This window comes from Faunimonas sp. B44 (assembly GCF_052655945.1).
In genome coordinates this window covers 67,277-82,110 of record NZ_JBQYEX010000011.1, presented here as the reverse complement: position 1 = coordinate 82,110, position 14,834 = coordinate 67,277, and the positions used below count along the sequence as shown (strand labels likewise).

Here is a 14,834-nt window from a genome sequence, read left to right as displayed (position 1 = left end):
GCAGTTCTCGGTGACCACGTAGGTCATGGCGGTCTCCCGGCCGGGCGGCTTCGCGTCGCGCCCGAAAAGTGGTACTGGCAAGGCTGGTTTGTGCTAGTGCAAGCCGACCCGCCGCGCAAGATGGCGCGGGCGAGCCGCTGGAGCATTCGTTGCGCCTGACCCTCTACACCGATTACGCCCTGCGCCTCCTCATCTTTCTCGCGGTGAAGCCGGACGGGCTGGCGACGATCGAAGACGTTTCCGTGGCCTACGGCATTTCGCGCAACCATCTCATGAAGGTCGCGCACGAGATGGGGCGTTCGGGCTACGTGCAGACCGTGCGCGGCCGGCGCGGCGGGCTGCGCCTGGCGCGGCGCGCGGACGAGATCACGGTCGGCGAGGTCGTTCGGATCGCGGAGGAGGACTTCATCCTAGCCCAATGCTTCGCGCCGGACCGGGCCGGCTGCGCCATCGCGCCGGCATGCCGTCTCCGCGGCGTCTTCGGCGAGGCGCGGGACGCGTTCCTCGGCGTGCTCGACCGCTATACGCTGGCCGACATCGCCGCGCCGCACGCGCCGCTCCGGTCGCTGCTCGGCCTCGGCGCCGCGGGACCCGCTGCGGTGCAGGCGGACGCCCCGCACGCTTGACTTCTCGCCCCTGCCGGTGTGGATCGCCCCGAAATTCCACAGGGCCCGAGACTCGACAGGGCCCGAAATTCGACGGGGCCCGAAATTCGACAGGGACGGAGACGCATGACCAACGCTTTCATCTTTCCCGGCCAGGGCAGCCAGGCGGTGGGAATGGGCAAGGCGCTGGCCGACCGGGTGCCATCGGCCGCGCGCGTGTTCGAGGAGGTCGACGACGCGCTCGGCGAGCGCCTTTCGGGCCTGATCTTCGAGGGACCGGAGGATGTGCTCACGCTGACCCGCAACGCGCAGCCGGCGCTGCTCGCGGCGAGCATGGCGGCGCTGGCCGCGCTCCGCGAGGAGGGGATCGACGTCGCCACGCATGCCGCCTACGTCGCCGGCCATTCGCTCGGCGAGTATTCCGCGCTGACGGCCGCCGGCAGCCTCGCTCTCGCCGATGCCGCGCGTCTCCTGCGCATCCGCGGCGACGCCATGCAGGAATCCGTGCCCGCCGGGCAGGGCGCGATGGCGGCCCTTCTCGGCCTCGACCTCGATGCGGCCCGCGCGATCGCGGAGGAGGCGGCCGGCGACGACGTCTGCCAGGCCGCGAACGACAACGCGCCGGGCCAGGTGGTGGTGTCGGGCGACAGGGCGGCGGTGGCGCGTGCCGTCGAGATCGCCAAGGGCCGCGGCGCGCGCCGGGCCATGATGCTGGCGGTCAGCGCGCCCTTCCATTGCGCGCTGATGAGCCCGGCCGCAGAGGTCATGGCCGACGCGCTGGCCAAGGTGCATATCCATCCGCCGGTCGTGCCGGTCGTGGCCAACGTGCTCGCGTCACCGCTCGCCGATCCGACCCAGATCCGGCAGCGGCTCGTGGAGCAGGTGACCGGGACCGTGCGCTGGCGCGAGTCGATCGTCTGGCTCGCGGCGAACGGGGTCGACCGGTTCGTCGAAGTCGGTGCGGGCAAGGTGCTGAGCGGGCTCGTCAAGCGGATCGCGCCGGACGCGGAGACGATGGTCGCCGGCACGCCCGAAGAGGCGGCCGCGGTCGCCGCGAAGCTCAAGGCCTGAGATCGGAGGACGATGATGTTCAGCCTTCAGGGGCGGCGTGCGCTGGTCACCGGCGCGAGCGGCGGGATTGGCAGCGCGATCGCGGAGGCGCTTCATGCGCAGGGCGCGACGGTCACGCTGTCCGGAACGCGTATGGACGCGCTTCGGGCGGTGGCGGACCGGCTCGGCGACCGGACGCACATCGCTCCGGCGAACCTCGCCGATGCCGGCGAGGTGGACCGGCTGCTGCCGGCAGCGGAGGCCGCAATGGGCGGGCTCGACATCCTGGTGAACAATGCCGGCCTGACGCGCGACGGGCTCGCCATGCGCATGAAGGACGAGGACTGGCAGATCGTGCTGCGGGTGAACCTCGAGGCCGCGTTCCGGCTCTCGCGGGCGGCGCTTCGCGGCATGATGAAGCAGCGCTTCGGCCGAATCGTCGCTATCACGTCGGTGGTCGGCGTAACCGGCAATGCGGGGCAGGCGAACTATGCGGCGTCCAAGGCCGGCCTGATCGGCATGTCGAAGGCGCTCGCGCAGGAGGTCGCCAGCCGCGGGATCACCGTGAATTGCGTGGCGCCGGGATTCATCCAGAGCGCGATGACGGACGCGCTCAACGAGAAGCAGCGCGAGGGGATTCTCGGCACGATACCGGCGGGGCGGCTCGGAACGGGCGCCGAGATTGCCGCCGCCGTCGCCTACCTCGCCAGCGACGAGGCGGCCTACGTCACCGGCCAGACGCTGCACGTGAACGGCGGAATGGCGATGATCTGACGACGCTGCGGCAGGGTGGCGGACCGTCCAAAAGAGGCGCTTTCCGGCGCTTTCCGGCTTCTGGTCAAGCCGCCGGAAACGTGTTAACGACCGCCCAACTGCCCTCCCTGGACAGCTCGGGAACATCGGTTCACGCCGGCAGTTGGGGCTATTGTGATCACGGGGCCGGGAGCGGCCATTCTTTCGAAGGAAGATGCGGATGAGCGACAACAACATCGAAGCGCGCGTGCGGAAGATCGTGATCGAGCACCTCGGCGTCGAAGAGGAAAAGGTCACCAAGGACGCGAGCTTCATCGACGATCTCGGTGCCGACAGCCTCGACACCGTCGAGCTCGTGATGGCCTTCGAAGAAGAATTCGGCGTGGAGATTCCGGACGACGCGGCCGAGACCATCCTGACGGTGGGGGACGCGGTCCGCTTCCTGGAGAAGAGCACGGCCTGAGGCCGGCTCGTACCGATCCTGCTGACATGATGAGACGCGTCGTCGTCACTGGCCTCGGCATGGTGACGCCGCTTGGCAGCGGCGTCGAAACCACCTGGTCGCGCCTGCTGGCCGGCCAGAGCGGCGCCCGGCGGGTCGCGGAGTTCGAGGTGGACGACCTGGCTTGCCAGATCGCCTGCCGGATCCCGCGCGGCGACGGCACCGACGGCACCTTCGATCCCGACCGGGCGATGGAGCCGAAGGAGCAGCGCAAGGTCGACGACTTCATCGTCTATGCGGTCGCCGCCGCCGACGAGGCGCTGGCCGATTCTGGCTGGCTTCCCGAGAGCGAGGACGACCGGGCTGCGACCGGCGTGCTGATCGGCTCCGGCATCGGCGGCATTGGCGGCATCGTGGAAGCGGGCATCACGCTCCACGAGAAGGGGCCCCGGCGCATCTCGCCGTTCTTCATCCCCGGCAGGCTGATCAATCTCGCCGCTGGCTACGTCTCCATCAAGCACGGCCTCAAGGGCCCGAACCATTCCGTGGTGACGGCCTGCTCGACCGGATCGCATGCGATCGGCGACGCGGCGCGGCTGATCGCGCTGGGCGACGCCGACGTCATGCTCGCCGGCGGCACCGAATCGCCGGTCAGCCGGATTTCGCTCGCGGGCTTCGCCGCCTGCCGGGCGCTCTCGACTCATTTCAACGACGACCCGCAGCGCGCATCCCGACCCTACGACAAGGACCGTGACGGCTTCGTGATGGGGGAGGGCGCGGGCGTCGTCGTCCTCGAAGAGCACGAGCACGCCAAGGCGCGCGGCGCGAAGATCTACGCAGAGGTGATCGGCTACGGCCTTTCGGGCGACGCCTACCACATCACCGCGCCTGCGCCAGACGGCGACGGCGCCTACCGCTGCATGCGCGCCGCGCTGAAGCGCGCGGAGATCGACCCCTCCGAGGTCGACTACGTGAATGCGCACGGCACATCGACGCCGCTCGGAGACGAACTCGAGCTCGGGGCGGTGGAGCGCGTCATGGGGAACGCCGCTTCCCAGCTCACGATGTCCTCGACGAAGTCCGCCATCGGGCATCTCCTGGGCGCCGCCGGCGCGGTGGAGGCGATCTTCTCCGTGCTGGCGATCCGGGACAATGTCGCACCGCCGACCATCAATCTCGACAATCCCTCGGTGGAGACGCCGATCGACCTCGTGGCGCACCGGGCGAAGCACAAACAGATCGACGTCGCGCTCTCGAACTCCTTCGGGTTCGGCGGCACGAACGCGTCACTGGTGTTCCGGCGCGCCTGATCCTTCCCGCTTTCGCCATATTCCGCGCTAGGGTCGCCTGGCGCGGGTGGAATGAAGAGGGCCGATGAGCGAGGATAAGCAACGGGATCCCGACGGCCCGTTCGAGCCCGGCGAGGGCGACGGCGACGTCCGGACCGCGGCAACCGTCGCTCCTGAGCCGCCGCGGCGCCGGATCAGTCCCAAGAGCCCGCGTCAGGCGATCCAGCCGGAGAAGGCCCCGCCCATGCCCCCCCGCTCCAAACGCGTCCGTCACCCGCTCGTCGTCGCCCTGAACTTCTTCATCATGGTTGCGGTCATCGGCATGGTCGCCGTCGGCGCAGGCCTCTATTTCGGCAAGTCCCGGTTCGTGGCCCAGGGGCCGCTCGGCGAATCAAAGACGGTGATGATCCCGCGCGGGACCGACCTCGAATCGATCGCTTCTCTTCTCAAGCGCCAGCAGGTGATCGACAGCGACTTCATCTTCTCGAACGGCGTGCGGCTTTACAAGCAGGAGAGCAGGCTGAAGGCGGGCGAGTATCTCTTCGAGCCGGGCGTCAGCATGCGCGAGGTGATGGACGCGCTCGTCTCCGGCCGGTCGATCCTGCACGCCTTCACAGTGCCCGAGGGGGTGACGAGCCAGCAGGTGGTCGATCGACTGCTCGCCAACGACGTGCTCGTGGGCGAAGTGGCGGAAGTCCCGCCGGAAGGGGCGCTGCTGCCGGACACGTACAAGTTCACGCGGGGCACCAGCCGCCAGCAGATCCTCGACCAGATGAAGCGGGCGCAGCAGAAGGCCGTCGAGGAGATCTGGGCGCGCCGGTCGCCCGACGTGCCGATCGACAATGTCGAGGATTTCGTCACGCTCGCCTCGATCGTCGAGAAGGAGACGGGGCGGGCCGACGAGCGCCCGCGGGTCGCCGCCGTCTTCATCAACCGGCTGAAGAAGAACATGCGGCTGCAGTCGGATCCGACGATCATCTACGGCATGTTCGGCGGCAAGGGCAAACCGCCGGACCGGCCGATCATGCGCTCCGACATCAACCGGGAGACGCCCTACAACACCTATACGATCGCCGGCCTGCCGCCGACGCCGATCGCCAATCCGGGCCGGGAATCGCTGGAGGCGGTGGCGAATCCGTCGCGAACCGACGAGCTCTACTTCGTTGCCGACGGGACCGGAGGGCACGTCTTCGCCACGTCGCTGGACGAGCACAACCGGAACGTGGCGCGCTGGCGCAAGATCGAGCAGGCGAGGCAGGAAGCGGTGAAGGCCGCCGGGGGTACGGCCGCGGCCACCGACGCCTCGCTCGAGGGCGTCGAAGCGGAGCCCCCGCCGGCCGCCCGACCCTAACGGCCGGCACGTCGCGCCTTGTTGCGGCGCGACGGCGCCGGTAGTGTCCGCCGCGTTTTCGACGCGCACGGGATGGCCGATGACATTGCACAGCATGACCGGGTTCGCGCGCCGGTCCGTCGAGGGCTTCGGGCAGCGCTACGCCTGGGAACTGAAGACGGTCAACGCGCGCGGCCTCGACATCCGGCTGAGATTGCCGCCCGGGCTCGACCATCTGGAAGCCGCCATCCGCCAGACAGCCCGGGATTCCCTGACGCGGGGCACCTGCCAGTTCGCCCTGACGAGAGAAGCGGCCGAGGACATCAAGCCCCTCCGACTCAACGAGGCGGGGCTCGCCCTCGTGCTGACGCTCGCCCGGCGGCTTGCCAACGAAGAGGGGATCGCGCCGCCCACCGCGGACGGCATCCTCAGGATTCCGGGCGTGCTGGAGGAGATGCAGCCGGCGCTGTCGCCGGACGCCGAGGCGGTGCGTGACGCCGCGATAATCGACGGGTTCGGCGAGGCGATCCTGGCACTGTCCGCCGCGCGGGGCGAGGAGGGGGCAAGGCTCGGCCAGATCCTTTCCGGGCTGCTCGACGCGATCGAACGGCTCGTCGGGCGCGCAGCCGCGCTCGGCGCGGAGGCCCCGGACCTTCTGCGCCAGCGGATCGCCGACCAGGTGGCGGCGCTCGTCTCCGCCGGCGGCGGGCTCGATCCGGAGCGGCTCCACCAGGAGGCGATCCTCGCCGCGACCCGCGCCGACGTGCGCGAGGAGATCGACCGCCTCAGAAGCCACGTCCAGAGCGCGCGGGCGAGGCTCGCCGAGGGCGGCCCCGTCGGGCGCCGCCTGGACTTCCTCGCCCAGGAGTTCAACCGCGAGGCCAATACGCTTTGCGCGAAGGCCTTCGACAGCCGGCTCTCGGCGGTCGGGCTGGAGCTGAAGACCGCCGTCGACCAATTCCGCGAGCAGGTGCAGAACCTGGAATGACCTCCGAACCCGCATTGCTGCCCCGCAGGGGACTGATGTTCGTGCTGTCCTCGCCCTCGGGTGCGGGCAAGTCCACCCTGACGCGCCTGCTCCTCGAGGCGCATCGCGACCTGCAGTTGTCTATCTCGGTGACGACCCGCGCCAAACGCCCGAGCGAGATCGAGGGCCGCCACTACTTCTTCCGCGACCAGGACGAGTTCCGCCGCATGCGTGACCGCGGCGACCTGCTCGAATGGGCGGAGGTCCACGGCAATTTCTACGGCACCCCGCGCGAGCCCGTGGAGAAGGCGCTGGCGCAGGGGCGCGACGTCCTCTTCGACATCGACTGGCAGGGGACGGAGCAGCTCTGCCGCGACGCCGCGCTCGCCCCCGACATCGTCAGGGTGTTCGTGCTGCCGCCGAGCTTCCGCGAACTGAAGGCGCGGCTGGAGCGCCGGGCGGAAGACAATCCCGATGTGATCGAGCGGCGGCTCAGGAACGCGATCGTCGAGATCGGCAAGTGGTTCGAATACGAGTACGTGATCGTGAACGAGGATCTCGAGCGGTCCTACGAGGCGGTGCGCTCCATCCTCATCGCCGAGCGGTTCCGGCGGACCCGCTTCACGACGCTGGCGGGCTTCGTGGAAGGCCTGATCGACGAGGGCGAGGCGTTGCTCGGAGCCGAACAGCCGGCCCGGGCGGGGACCGTCAGGCCTTAAGGCCCGGCCGCCGGCGGGCCTGCCGCCAGAAGCCGGGCGAGCGCGAGGAAGCCGTCGACATCGAGACGCTCGGCCCGCATCTCCGGGTCGATCCCGATGTCATGCAGGACGGCCCCGGCGTCAGGCCAGAGCGGCCTGAGGCTGGAACGCAGCATCTTCCGGCGCTGCCCGAACGCGGCCGCCGTGACCCGCTCGAGCGCCCGCGCGGGGACGGACACCGCATCGGGGCGCGGTTCCAGCCGGACCACCGACGACGTCACTTTCGGCGGCGGCGTGAAAGCGCGGGCCGGCACGTCGAAGAGGAGGTCGGCGCGCGTGCGCCAGCCGGCCAGCACCGCCAGCCGGCCGTAGGCGGGCGCGCCGGGCGGAGCGACGATCCGCTCGGCCACCTCCTTCTGGAACATGAGGGTCAGGCTCGCCCACCAGGGCGGCCAGGCGTCGCCGCCGAGCCAGCCGGTCAGGAGGACGGTGGCGATGTTGTAGGGCAGGTTGGCGACGATCCGGCTCGGCCGCCCCCGGGCGAGGCCGGCATAGTCGACCTCGAGGGCGTCGCCTTCCACGATCGTCAGCCGCCCGGGAGCCGCCTCGGCGATCTCGCGGAGCGCGGGGATGGCGCGCGCGTCGCGCTCGATGGCGGTAACGTGGTCGGCTCCTTCGAGGAGGAGGGCGCGCGTGAGGCCGCCCGGCCCCGGGCCGACCTCGAGAACGTGGACGCCCCGGAGCGGGCCGCCGGCGCGGGCGATGCGCCGGGTCAGGTTGAGGTCGAGCAGGAAGTTCTGGCCGAGCGACTTGCGAGCCGCGAGGCCGTGGGCGGCGATCACGTCGCGTAGCGGCGGCAGCCGCTCGAGAGGGTCGTCGCCTGCGGTCACGCCGCCTGCTCGCGGCCGGCCATCGCGGCCGCGAGCTTCAGCGCTGCGACCAGGCTATCGGCGCGGGCGCGGCCGGTGCCGGCGATGTCGAGCGCCGTGCCGTGGTCGGGCGAGGTCCGCACGAACGGCAGGCCGAGGGTGACGTTCACGGCATCGTCGAAAGCGAGCGTCTTGATCGGGATGAGCGCCTGGTCGTGGTACATGCAGAGCGCCGCGTCGTAGCGCTCGCGGGCGGCTGCATGGAACATGGTGTCGGCCGGAAGCGGGCCGGTGGCGTCGATCCCCTCCGCCCGCAGGATCTCGACCGCGGGGCGCACGACCGCGCCGTCCTCGCTGCCGAGCATCCCGTCCTCGCCGGCATGCGGGTTGAGGCCGGCGAGCGCGAGCCGCGGCCGCGCGAGGCCGAACCGGGTTGCGAGGTCAGCGGCGACGATCCGTGCCGTTTCCACGATCAGCGCGGTGGTGAGGAGGTCGGGGACGGCGCGGAGCGGGACGTGGATGGTGACGGGCACGACGCGGAGCATCGGGCCGGCGAGCATCATCACCGGCCGCGCCTCGACCCCGAACTGCGCGGCCGAGAGCTGCCCCAGATACTCCGTGTGCCCGGGATGCTCGAAGCCGATATCGGCGAGCGCCTTCTTCTGGATCGGGTTGGTCACGACCGCGGCGGCTTCGCCCGAGCGGACGAACGCCACGGCGCGGGCGATCGAATCGACGACGGCGGGGCTGTCGGCCGGGGCGATTCGGCCGGGCTCGCCGGCGACCTTCCGCGCACCCGCCAGGCAGGGGAGGGAGCGCGCGAAGATGCCGGATGCCTCGCCGGGGGCACAATCGGCGACCGGGACATGGAGGCCGAGAACCTCCGCGCGGCGGCGCAGGAGGTCGCTGTCGCCCACGAAGAGGAAGGGCGGAACGCCATCCCGGTCGCGGCGGAGCCAGGCCCCGAGCGTGACGTCCGGCCCGATGCCCGCGGGCTCGCCGACCGTCAGTGCGAGCGGCCGCCCGGCTGTCTCTGCGCTCACCGTGTCTCGATCACCGAAAGAGCGCGGAGATCGCGCAGGTACTGGCGCGCCATCATCTCGCCGCGCTGGTTCGAGAGCTCGTCCCGGACCTCCTCGGCGGCCTTGGTCTGGCCCTGGATGGTCTTGCGGGCGCAGACGCCGATGATCTGGTAGCCTTCCTCGGTGCGGATCGGCTTCGTCGCCTTGCCGGCCTCGGTGGCGAGGATGGCGTCCCCGATCTCGCCGCCGAGCTGGCCCTCCTCGCGCAGGACGCGGGCCTTCACGACCACGCCCTTGAGGCTCTTGGCGACTTCGAGGCTGCCGTCGCAGCCGTTGAAGCGGCTGCGGTAGGCATTCGCCTGATTGAGCGCCTGCGCTTCCTGCGCCTTCGTCGCCTTGGCCGGCACGATCGAGATGGCCGGCTGGAGCTCGAACGAGAAGACCGCCTGCTGCGCCGCCTGGCTCGTGCCGGTCTTCTTCGCGAGAGCGTCGGCCACCTCGCGCTCGGAGACGCTCACCGAGGCGCGGAAGCGCGAGCGGACCACCTCGCCCCACGCGATCTCGGCACGGATCCGCGCCTTCAGCGTCGCCGGATCGACGCCGGACTGACGCAGTGCCTTCTCGAGGTTGGCGGGGGAGAGCTTGGCGCGCTCGGCAATGGTCGCGAAGGCGCGCTGCACCTCGGTGTCGGCGACGTTGATGTTGCGCCGCTTGGCTTCCTGCAGCTTCAGCCGGTCGTTGATCAGCTCTTCGACGGCCTGCTGCCGGCCCGCCTTGCCGCCGGTCGTCAGGTTCAGGAGCCGCGACCGGTTGTCGATGTCGTAGCTGGTGACCGGCTCGTTGTTGACCAGGACCTTGATGGCGGTCTGCGCGAGGGTGCCCGAGGCGGGAACGGCCATCATGGCGCCGGCGAAGGCAAGCGCCGCAACCCGGACCGCAATGCGTGCGCGCACCGTTCCGGAGCGCCGATAGAGGATGTTCATGTTCCTTCAGCCGATCGTGGTCATGCCTGGAGGTCGTCCTTCAAGCGCGCAAATCTGTCAACATTCCGGTGGCGCTCAATTGACGCTCGAGGTCAGCGCCGTATCGCCGATGGTCCTGAGGTTGAACCGCACGAACACCTTCTTGTCGGTCACGATGTCGGAGTACCGGTCCAGCGTCTCGGAATAGGTGGCCGAGAGGTTGAAGCACTCGTCGTCGTAAGCGAGCCCGACGCTGTGCTTGATGATGCTGTCGTTCTCCAGATCGTAGGTGAGGCCGCCGCTGACCGACCAGGTGCGGGACACGGCGAGCACCCCCGCGGCCGCAACCTCGCGCCGGTCGTTCAGGATGCCCTGCTCGGGGCGGGCCTCGAGATAGGCGTAGCCGAGGCTCGCGCTGTTGCGGCCGCGCGCCAGCGTGCCGCTCACCTCGGCCCGCTCCAGCGTGAGGTCCTTCTCGTCGAACCGGGCGCGGCCGGTCACCGAGATGCCCCGCCCGCTGTCGACCGTGACCCTGCCGACATAGTCCGAGCGATCGGTATCGAGCCCCGATCCGACGCCGGTCAGCGACATGTCGGTCTGCGCGAAGGAGTTCGTCCCGGCCAGCTGGAAGGATTGCCCGGCGAGCGCGTCGACGCTCCAGCCGTTGAGGAACTGGGCGTAGTAGGACACGCCCAGATTGGCCCTGGTGCCGCCCTCCTGGCGGTCGTAGCCGGAGAACTTGTCGCGCGCAAACAGGATCGTGTCGTCGAAGACGAGGCTCTGGGCGTCCTCGTTCGGCAGTCTGCCGACGTGCTGCTCGTTCGGGCGCACGATGATCTGCGCGATCGGGCTGAAGGTCTGGGTGAGGAAGCTGGTGGTGGCGATGAACGGCCATTTGTACTCGAGGCCGAACGCCGGCATGGCCCGCGACAGGAACTCGTCGGAGGGAAGCCCGCTCAGCGGGTTGTCGGCGTTGACCCAGTTGAGATCGGCCTTCAGGTAGGCGAAGGGCGTGAAGACCTGACCGCCCGCGCCGATCAGCGTCCGCTGCCAGGACGCACCGGTCGAGGCGCGGCTGAAATTGCCCGCGACGCCGTTGTAATAGTCGATCGCGGGAACGGTGCGGCGGTCGCTGGCGGCGCGCGAAAGGCTCGTCACATTGGAATCGAGGCGGAGTTCCCCGCCCAGCACCGGTTCGCCGAAGATGTAGTTGTGGTCGAGGACCGGGTGGATCACCGCCTGCTCGCGCTGATCGTCATGCACCGTCGCGGCGCCGGTGATCGCATCGTACTCGATCGTGTTCTCGCGCTGGACGCGGAAGTAGTACGCCCGCACATCGAAGTAGTTTCGCTCGCTCATGCCGGTCAGATAGAGCGTCGAGGGCACGTCGAGCGCCGTGGCGCCCCGGATGCTGTAATCGCGTCCGAAGGTGCGGTCGCTGGTCATCGTGACGTCCCAGCCGGTGGTCCATTGCGAGGAGAGCGCAAAGGCGCCCCTCGTCTGGATGCTGCCGCGGGAATCGCGGTCTCCGCTCAGGCCGTTGAAGGCCTGCGGGGACTGCTGGAAGATGCCGGCGACGCGGACGTCGTAGGAGCCGCTGAGCACGCGGTGGCGCCACTCGACCTCGGCGAGCAGGCCCTGCCGGGAAAAGTATGTCGGCGAGAAGGTCAGGTCGTAGTTCGGCGCGAGGTTCCAGAAGAAGGGCGTGGTGACGCCGAAGCCGAGGGCGGCGGATTGCCTGATGCTCGGGATAAGGAAGCCCGTCTTCCGCTTCACGGTCGGATCGGGATGGAAGAAGTACGGTGTGTAGGCGACCGGGACGCCGAAGAACTCCAGCGAGCCGTGCTCGTAGTAGACGGTGCGTGCCCGCTTGTCGTGGATGATGCGCTTCGCCTTCACCTGCCACAGCGGCGGGCGGCGCGGATCGTCCTTGCAGGGCTCGCAGGCGGTGTAGACTCCCTCGGAGAAGACGGTCACGTTGCCGGCCTGCCGCGAGGCGCTGTTCGCGGCGAAGCGGGCGCGGTCGACGGTCTGGACGTTGAGGCTCTCGATGAAGCCGTCGCGGAAGGTATCGGTGAGGTCGGCGGATTCGGCCGTGATGATGTTGCCGTCCGGCTCCACGATCCTGACGCCGCCGGTGGCGATCAGCCGGCCCTGCGCCTGGGCGTAGCTGACCTCGGCGGCGGTGACGGTATAGCCGTCGTAGTAGATCTGGACGCCGCCGACGGCGGACACGACCTTGTTGTCGAAATCGTAGACGAGCTGATCGGCTTCGAGCAGCATCCGCGCATCGGGATCGGTCGGGGCGATCTCGCCCAGCTCGCCGATGGCCTGCGCGAATGCCGGCCCCGGCAGCCCGGCGGCGGCCGTTAAGAAGACGAACAGCGTCGTGCGCGCAAGCCCGCGGGCAGCGCGACCAAGACGGCGCGACCGCGCATAAACGCTGCGCCTCGTCATCCGTCCTCCTGGTACAATAGGGCTGTTGCCCCGAACGTCAGCGCGAGGATGGGCGGCAACCAGGCCGCCAGCGCCGGACTGATGACACCGTTCCCCCCGAGGTCCGATACGACTTCGGTCAGGACATAAAGCAGAAAGCCCGCAATCACGCCAGTCACGACGAGTTGGCCGATCCCGCCGTGACGGAACAGGCGAAGGCTGACGCTCGCGGCGATGGTCACCATGGACGCGAGGAAGAAGGGCCGGCCGAGCAGGCTGTGGAAGGCAAGGCGGGGGCGGTCGGTGTTGATGCCCGTCCGTTCCGCGGTCTCTATGTAGCCGGGCAGGGACCAGACGGATTGCGTCTGGTTCGCCTGGAGCGTCTGCCTCAACTGGGCGCGGGTGAGGTCGGTCGGCACGATGTAGGATTCCACCGGCTCCGGCCGGCGCTCCGCCGAGGTCACGGTGGCATTCCTGAGGATCCAGCGCCCCGGCGCGTATGTTGCGGTGTTCGCCACCGCCTTCTCCCGGAAGCCGCCGCGCTGGTCGAAGACGAAGGCGGTTGGCCCGAGCAGCGAAAGGCCGTCGTCGTCGACGCGGCGCGCATAGATGATGGACGGGCCGTCGACGCCTTCCTGCCGGAACCAGACGCCGGTCTGGTCGCGCGGGGCATCCGCTCCGGTCAGCTGGGCCTCCATCCTGTCGGCCGTGTCCTTCCAGGCGACGGCGAACGGGTTGACGGCGAGGCTCGACAGCAGGCCGAAGGCGATCGCGACCGCCATCGGGCCGGCCAGGAAGCGCCAGGCCGAGACGCCGCTCGCGCGCGCCACCACGAGCTCGAGCCGGCGCGACAGGCCGAGCAGGCCGAGCATGGCGCCGAACAGGAAGGCGAAGGGCAGGATGGTCTCGGCGAGGAACGGTGCGCGGAGCAGCGCCATGTAGAAGCCCGTGCCGGCGGTGAAATCCGCCCGGTCGCTGAACCGCCGCACGAACTCGACGAAATCGACGAGGAAGACGAGCACCATCATGCCCGCAAGGATGAGCGTCACCGAGCCGGTGAACCGCCGCGTGACGTATCGGGTGAGGATGCCGGGCAGCATCACGGGCGTCCGGCCGCGGCGGTGGCAGAACGTCCGGCGATGCGGCCGATCCCGTGAGCGACCCAATCGAGGGTGTGCTCGACGGCCGGGGGCACCCTCAGCCGCGCGTGGCCGACGAGGGCCAGCCAGCCGGCGAGAATGCCGAGCAAGGGGATCACGTACATCAGCGTGAGGGCGGTCGGCGACCCGGTGGAGGCACCGACGACGGCGAAGCCGGCGCCGCGGACGGCAAGCGCGATCACGACGACGGCGGCGATCGCGAAGCTCCTGTCCTGCCGCGCCGTGCGGGCGCGGCCCATGAACGCGAGGGCGATCAGCGCGAAGGCGAAGGTGTAGAACGGCGCGGTGATGCGGTCGTGGAGCTCCGAGCGCATGCGCTCCGGGAAGCGCGTCGCGTAGGTGTCGTCGGGATCGGGCGACAGGAGATAGAGCGTGCCCCGCTCGCGCGGCTTGTAGAAGGGTACGGTGGCGCTGCCCGTGAGCTGGCTGAGATCGAACGCGTAGGTCTCGAACTGCACGACGCTGTTGGAGCGCGCGACGCGGTTCTCGCGGATGGCGTGCCCGTCGCGCATCACCAGGAACGCGCCGGCGGCATTCTCCAGCAGGAGGCCCTGCTCGGCCGAGTACTGGAGGGACTCGCCGGGATCGCGGTCGTCGTTCACGAACACGCCGCGGAAGCTGCCGTCCGGCATCTTCTCGCGGATGTGGATGGTCAGGCCGGATTCCACTGTGCGGAACCCGCCGTCCTTGATCACGGTGGCGATCAAGTCGGCGCGCACCTTGGTGATGAGGACGCGCAGCGCGCCGAGGCCGGCGGGCGACACGACGTGATGGAGCAGCGCGACCGCCAGGAACACCATGGCCGCGAGGGCGAGCACGGGGCGGTTCACGGCCCGGCCGGACGCGCCGGAGGCCGCGACGACGGCGAGCTCGCTGTCCGCGTTCATCGACTTCAGCGCGACGACGACCGCGACGAGGAAAGCGATCGGCGCGACGATCTGGACGATCGACGGCAGAGCGAGCGCGGTGACGACCAGGAAGAGCCAGATGGTCTGTCCCTTCGCGGTCACGAGGTCGAGCTCGCGCAGGACCTGCGTGATCCAGACCGTCCCCACCAGCGCCCCGAGCGTGATCGCGAACACGCTCAGGATCCGGCGGAAGATGTATCGCTCGATCAGGGGCATGCGACGGTGTGGCTCCTGCGGCTGCCGCGGTTCCGAGCCGGGCGAGCTTGCCGACCCATGGCTAAGAAAGAGCGAACGAGCATGGTTAACGCGGTCGGCTCTTGACGCGGCGGGCCGACAGCCTGTC

General features: G+C 69.7%; 14 protein-coding genes. 8 read left to right on the top strand and 6 right to left on the bottom strand.

Features of this window, described 5'->3' with window-relative positions; genetic code table 11:
• The first annotated feature begins 149 nt into the window (after positions 1 to 149).
• From ACUN0C_RS16305 to gmk, 8 genes are all read left to right on the top strand, one after another.
• Positions 150 to 626, top strand: a complete 477-nt coding sequence (locus ACUN0C_RS16305; RefSeq protein WP_445467453.1) for an Rrf2 family transcriptional regulator — start codon at positions 150 to 152, stop codon at positions 624 to 626.
• Positions 627 to 731: 105 nt separating this feature from the next.
• Positions 732 to 1,676: an ACP S-malonyltransferase gene (fabD, locus tag ACUN0C_RS16300; protein ID WP_445467452.1), complete on the top strand. Its 945-nt coding sequence runs from the start codon at positions 732 to 734 to the stop codon at positions 1,674 to 1,676.
• Positions 1,677 to 1,691: 15 nt separating this feature from the next.
• Positions 1,692 to 2,429 carry a 3-oxoacyl-[acyl-carrier-protein] reductase gene (gene fabG / locus ACUN0C_RS16295; RefSeq protein ID WP_445467451.1) on the top strand — a complete coding sequence of 246 codons (738 nt, stop codon included), beginning with the start codon at positions 1,692 to 1,694 and terminating at the stop codon, positions 2,427 to 2,429.
• 199 nt (positions 2,430 to 2,628) lie between these two features.
• A complete protein-coding gene (locus tag ACUN0C_RS16290) occupies positions 2,629 to 2,871 on the top strand; it encodes an acyl carrier protein (RefSeq protein WP_445467450.1) in 243 nt (80 codons plus the stop codon).
• 29 nt (positions 2,872 to 2,900) lie between these two features.
• Entirely contained in the window at positions 2,901 to 4,160 is a 1,260-nt protein-coding gene (gene fabF, locus ACUN0C_RS16285; protein ID WP_445467458.1) for a beta-ketoacyl-ACP synthase II, read from the top strand.
• Between the two features lie 64 nt (positions 4,161 to 4,224).
• Positions 4,225 to 5,490, top strand: coding sequence for an endolytic transglycosylase MltG (gene mltG, locus ACUN0C_RS16280; RefSeq protein ID WP_445467449.1), 1,266 nt, complete (start codon positions 4,225 to 4,227; stop codon positions 5,488 to 5,490).
• A 79-nt stretch (positions 5,491 to 5,569) separates the two neighbouring features.
• On the top strand, positions 5,570 to 6,457 hold the full coding sequence (locus ACUN0C_RS16275) for a YicC/YloC family endoribonuclease (protein ID WP_445467448.1): 888 nt from the start codon (positions 5,570 to 5,572) through the stop codon (positions 6,455 to 6,457).
• Complete coding sequence (gmk, locus tag ACUN0C_RS16270) at positions 6,454 to 7,155, top strand: guanylate kinase (RefSeq protein ID WP_445467447.1); 702 nt, start codon at positions 6,454 to 6,456, stop codon at positions 7,153 to 7,155. Before ACUN0C_RS16275 ends, gmk begins: the two co-directional genes overlap by 4 nt.
• On the opposite strand, the gene rsmA is transcribed toward gmk, so the two are convergent.
• The 6 genes from rsmA to lptF form a co-directional block, all read right to left on the bottom strand.
• Positions 7,152 to 8,024 (bottom strand): 16S rRNA (adenine(1518)-N(6)/adenine(1519)-N(6))-dimethyltransferase RsmA, encoded by an 873-nt coding sequence (gene rsmA / locus ACUN0C_RS16265; RefSeq protein WP_445467446.1) that lies wholly within the window; start codon positions 8,022 to 8,024, stop codon positions 7,152 to 7,154. The genes gmk and rsmA overlap by 4 nt on opposite strands.
• Positions 8,021 to 9,046 carry a 4-hydroxythreonine-4-phosphate dehydrogenase PdxA gene (gene pdxA / locus ACUN0C_RS16260; RefSeq protein WP_445467445.1) on the bottom strand — a complete coding sequence of 342 codons (1,026 nt, stop codon included), beginning with the start codon at positions 9,044 to 9,046 and terminating at the stop codon, positions 8,021 to 8,023. Before pdxA ends, rsmA begins: the two co-directional genes overlap by 4 nt.
• Entirely contained in the window at positions 9,043 to 10,008 is a 966-nt protein-coding gene (locus tag ACUN0C_RS16255) for a SurA N-terminal domain-containing protein (protein ID WP_445467444.1), read from the bottom strand. Before ACUN0C_RS16255 ends, pdxA begins: the two co-directional genes overlap by 4 nt.
• A gap of 75 nt (positions 10,009 to 10,083) precedes the next feature.
• Entirely contained in the window at positions 10,084 to 12,444 is a 2,361-nt protein-coding gene (locus ACUN0C_RS16250; RefSeq protein WP_445467443.1) for an LPS-assembly protein LptD, read from the bottom strand.
• On the bottom strand, positions 12,441 to 13,523 hold the full coding sequence (gene lptG / locus ACUN0C_RS16245; RefSeq protein ID WP_445467442.1) for an LPS export ABC transporter permease LptG: 1,083 nt from the start codon (positions 13,521 to 13,523) through the stop codon (positions 12,441 to 12,443). The genes ACUN0C_RS16250 and lptG overlap by 4 nt, the downstream gene beginning before the upstream one ends.
• Positions 13,523 to 14,707, bottom strand: coding sequence for an LPS export ABC transporter permease LptF (gene lptF / locus ACUN0C_RS16240; RefSeq protein ID WP_445467441.1), 1,185 nt, complete (start codon positions 14,705 to 14,707; stop codon positions 13,523 to 13,525). Before lptF ends, lptG begins: the two co-directional genes overlap by 1 nt.
• Positions 14,708 to 14,834: the final 127 nt, after the last annotated feature.

What these genes read in the sequence shown, in the direction of transcription:
- fabG (WP_445467451.1), top strand. Translation starts at nt 1,692, where the DNA reads ATGTTCAGCCTTCAGGGGCGGCGTGCGCTGGTCACCGGCGCGAGCGGC.
- fabD (WP_445467452.1), top strand. Translation starts at nt 732, where the DNA reads ATGACCAACGCTTTCATCTTTCCCGGCCAGGGCAGCCAGGCGGTGGGA.
- lptF (WP_445467441.1), bottom strand. Translation starts at nt 14,707, where the DNA reads ATGCCCCTGATCGAGCGATACATCTTCCGCCGGATCCTGAGCGTGTTC.
- ACUN0C_RS16255 (WP_445467444.1), bottom strand. Translation starts at nt 10,008, where the DNA reads ATGAACATCCTCTATCGGCGCTCCGGAACGGTGCGCGCACGCATTGCG.
- fabF (WP_445467458.1), top strand. Translation starts at nt 2,901, where the DNA reads ATGAGACGCGTCGTCGTCACTGGCCTCGGCATGGTGACGCCGCTTGGC.
- mltG (WP_445467449.1), top strand. Translation starts at nt 4,225, where the DNA reads ATGAGCGAGGATAAGCAACGGGATCCCGACGGCCCGTTCGAGCCCGGC.
- gmk (WP_445467447.1), top strand. Translation starts at nt 6,454, where the DNA reads ATGACCTCCGAACCCGCATTGCTGCCCCGCAGGGGACTGATGTTCGTG.
- ACUN0C_RS16275 (WP_445467448.1), top strand. Translation starts at nt 5,570, where the DNA reads ATGACATTGCACAGCATGACCGGGTTCGCGCGCCGGTCCGTCGAGGGC.
- ACUN0C_RS16250 (WP_445467443.1), bottom strand. Translation starts at nt 12,444, where the DNA reads ATGACGAGGCGCAGCGTTTATGCGCGGTCGCGCCGTCTTGGTCGCGCT.
- ACUN0C_RS16290 (WP_445467450.1), top strand. Translation starts at nt 2,629, where the DNA reads ATGAGCGACAACAACATCGAAGCGCGCGTGCGGAAGATCGTGATCGAG.
- lptG (WP_445467442.1), bottom strand. Translation starts at nt 13,523, where the DNA reads ATGCTGCCCGGCATCCTCACCCGATACGTCACGCGGCGGTTCACCGGC.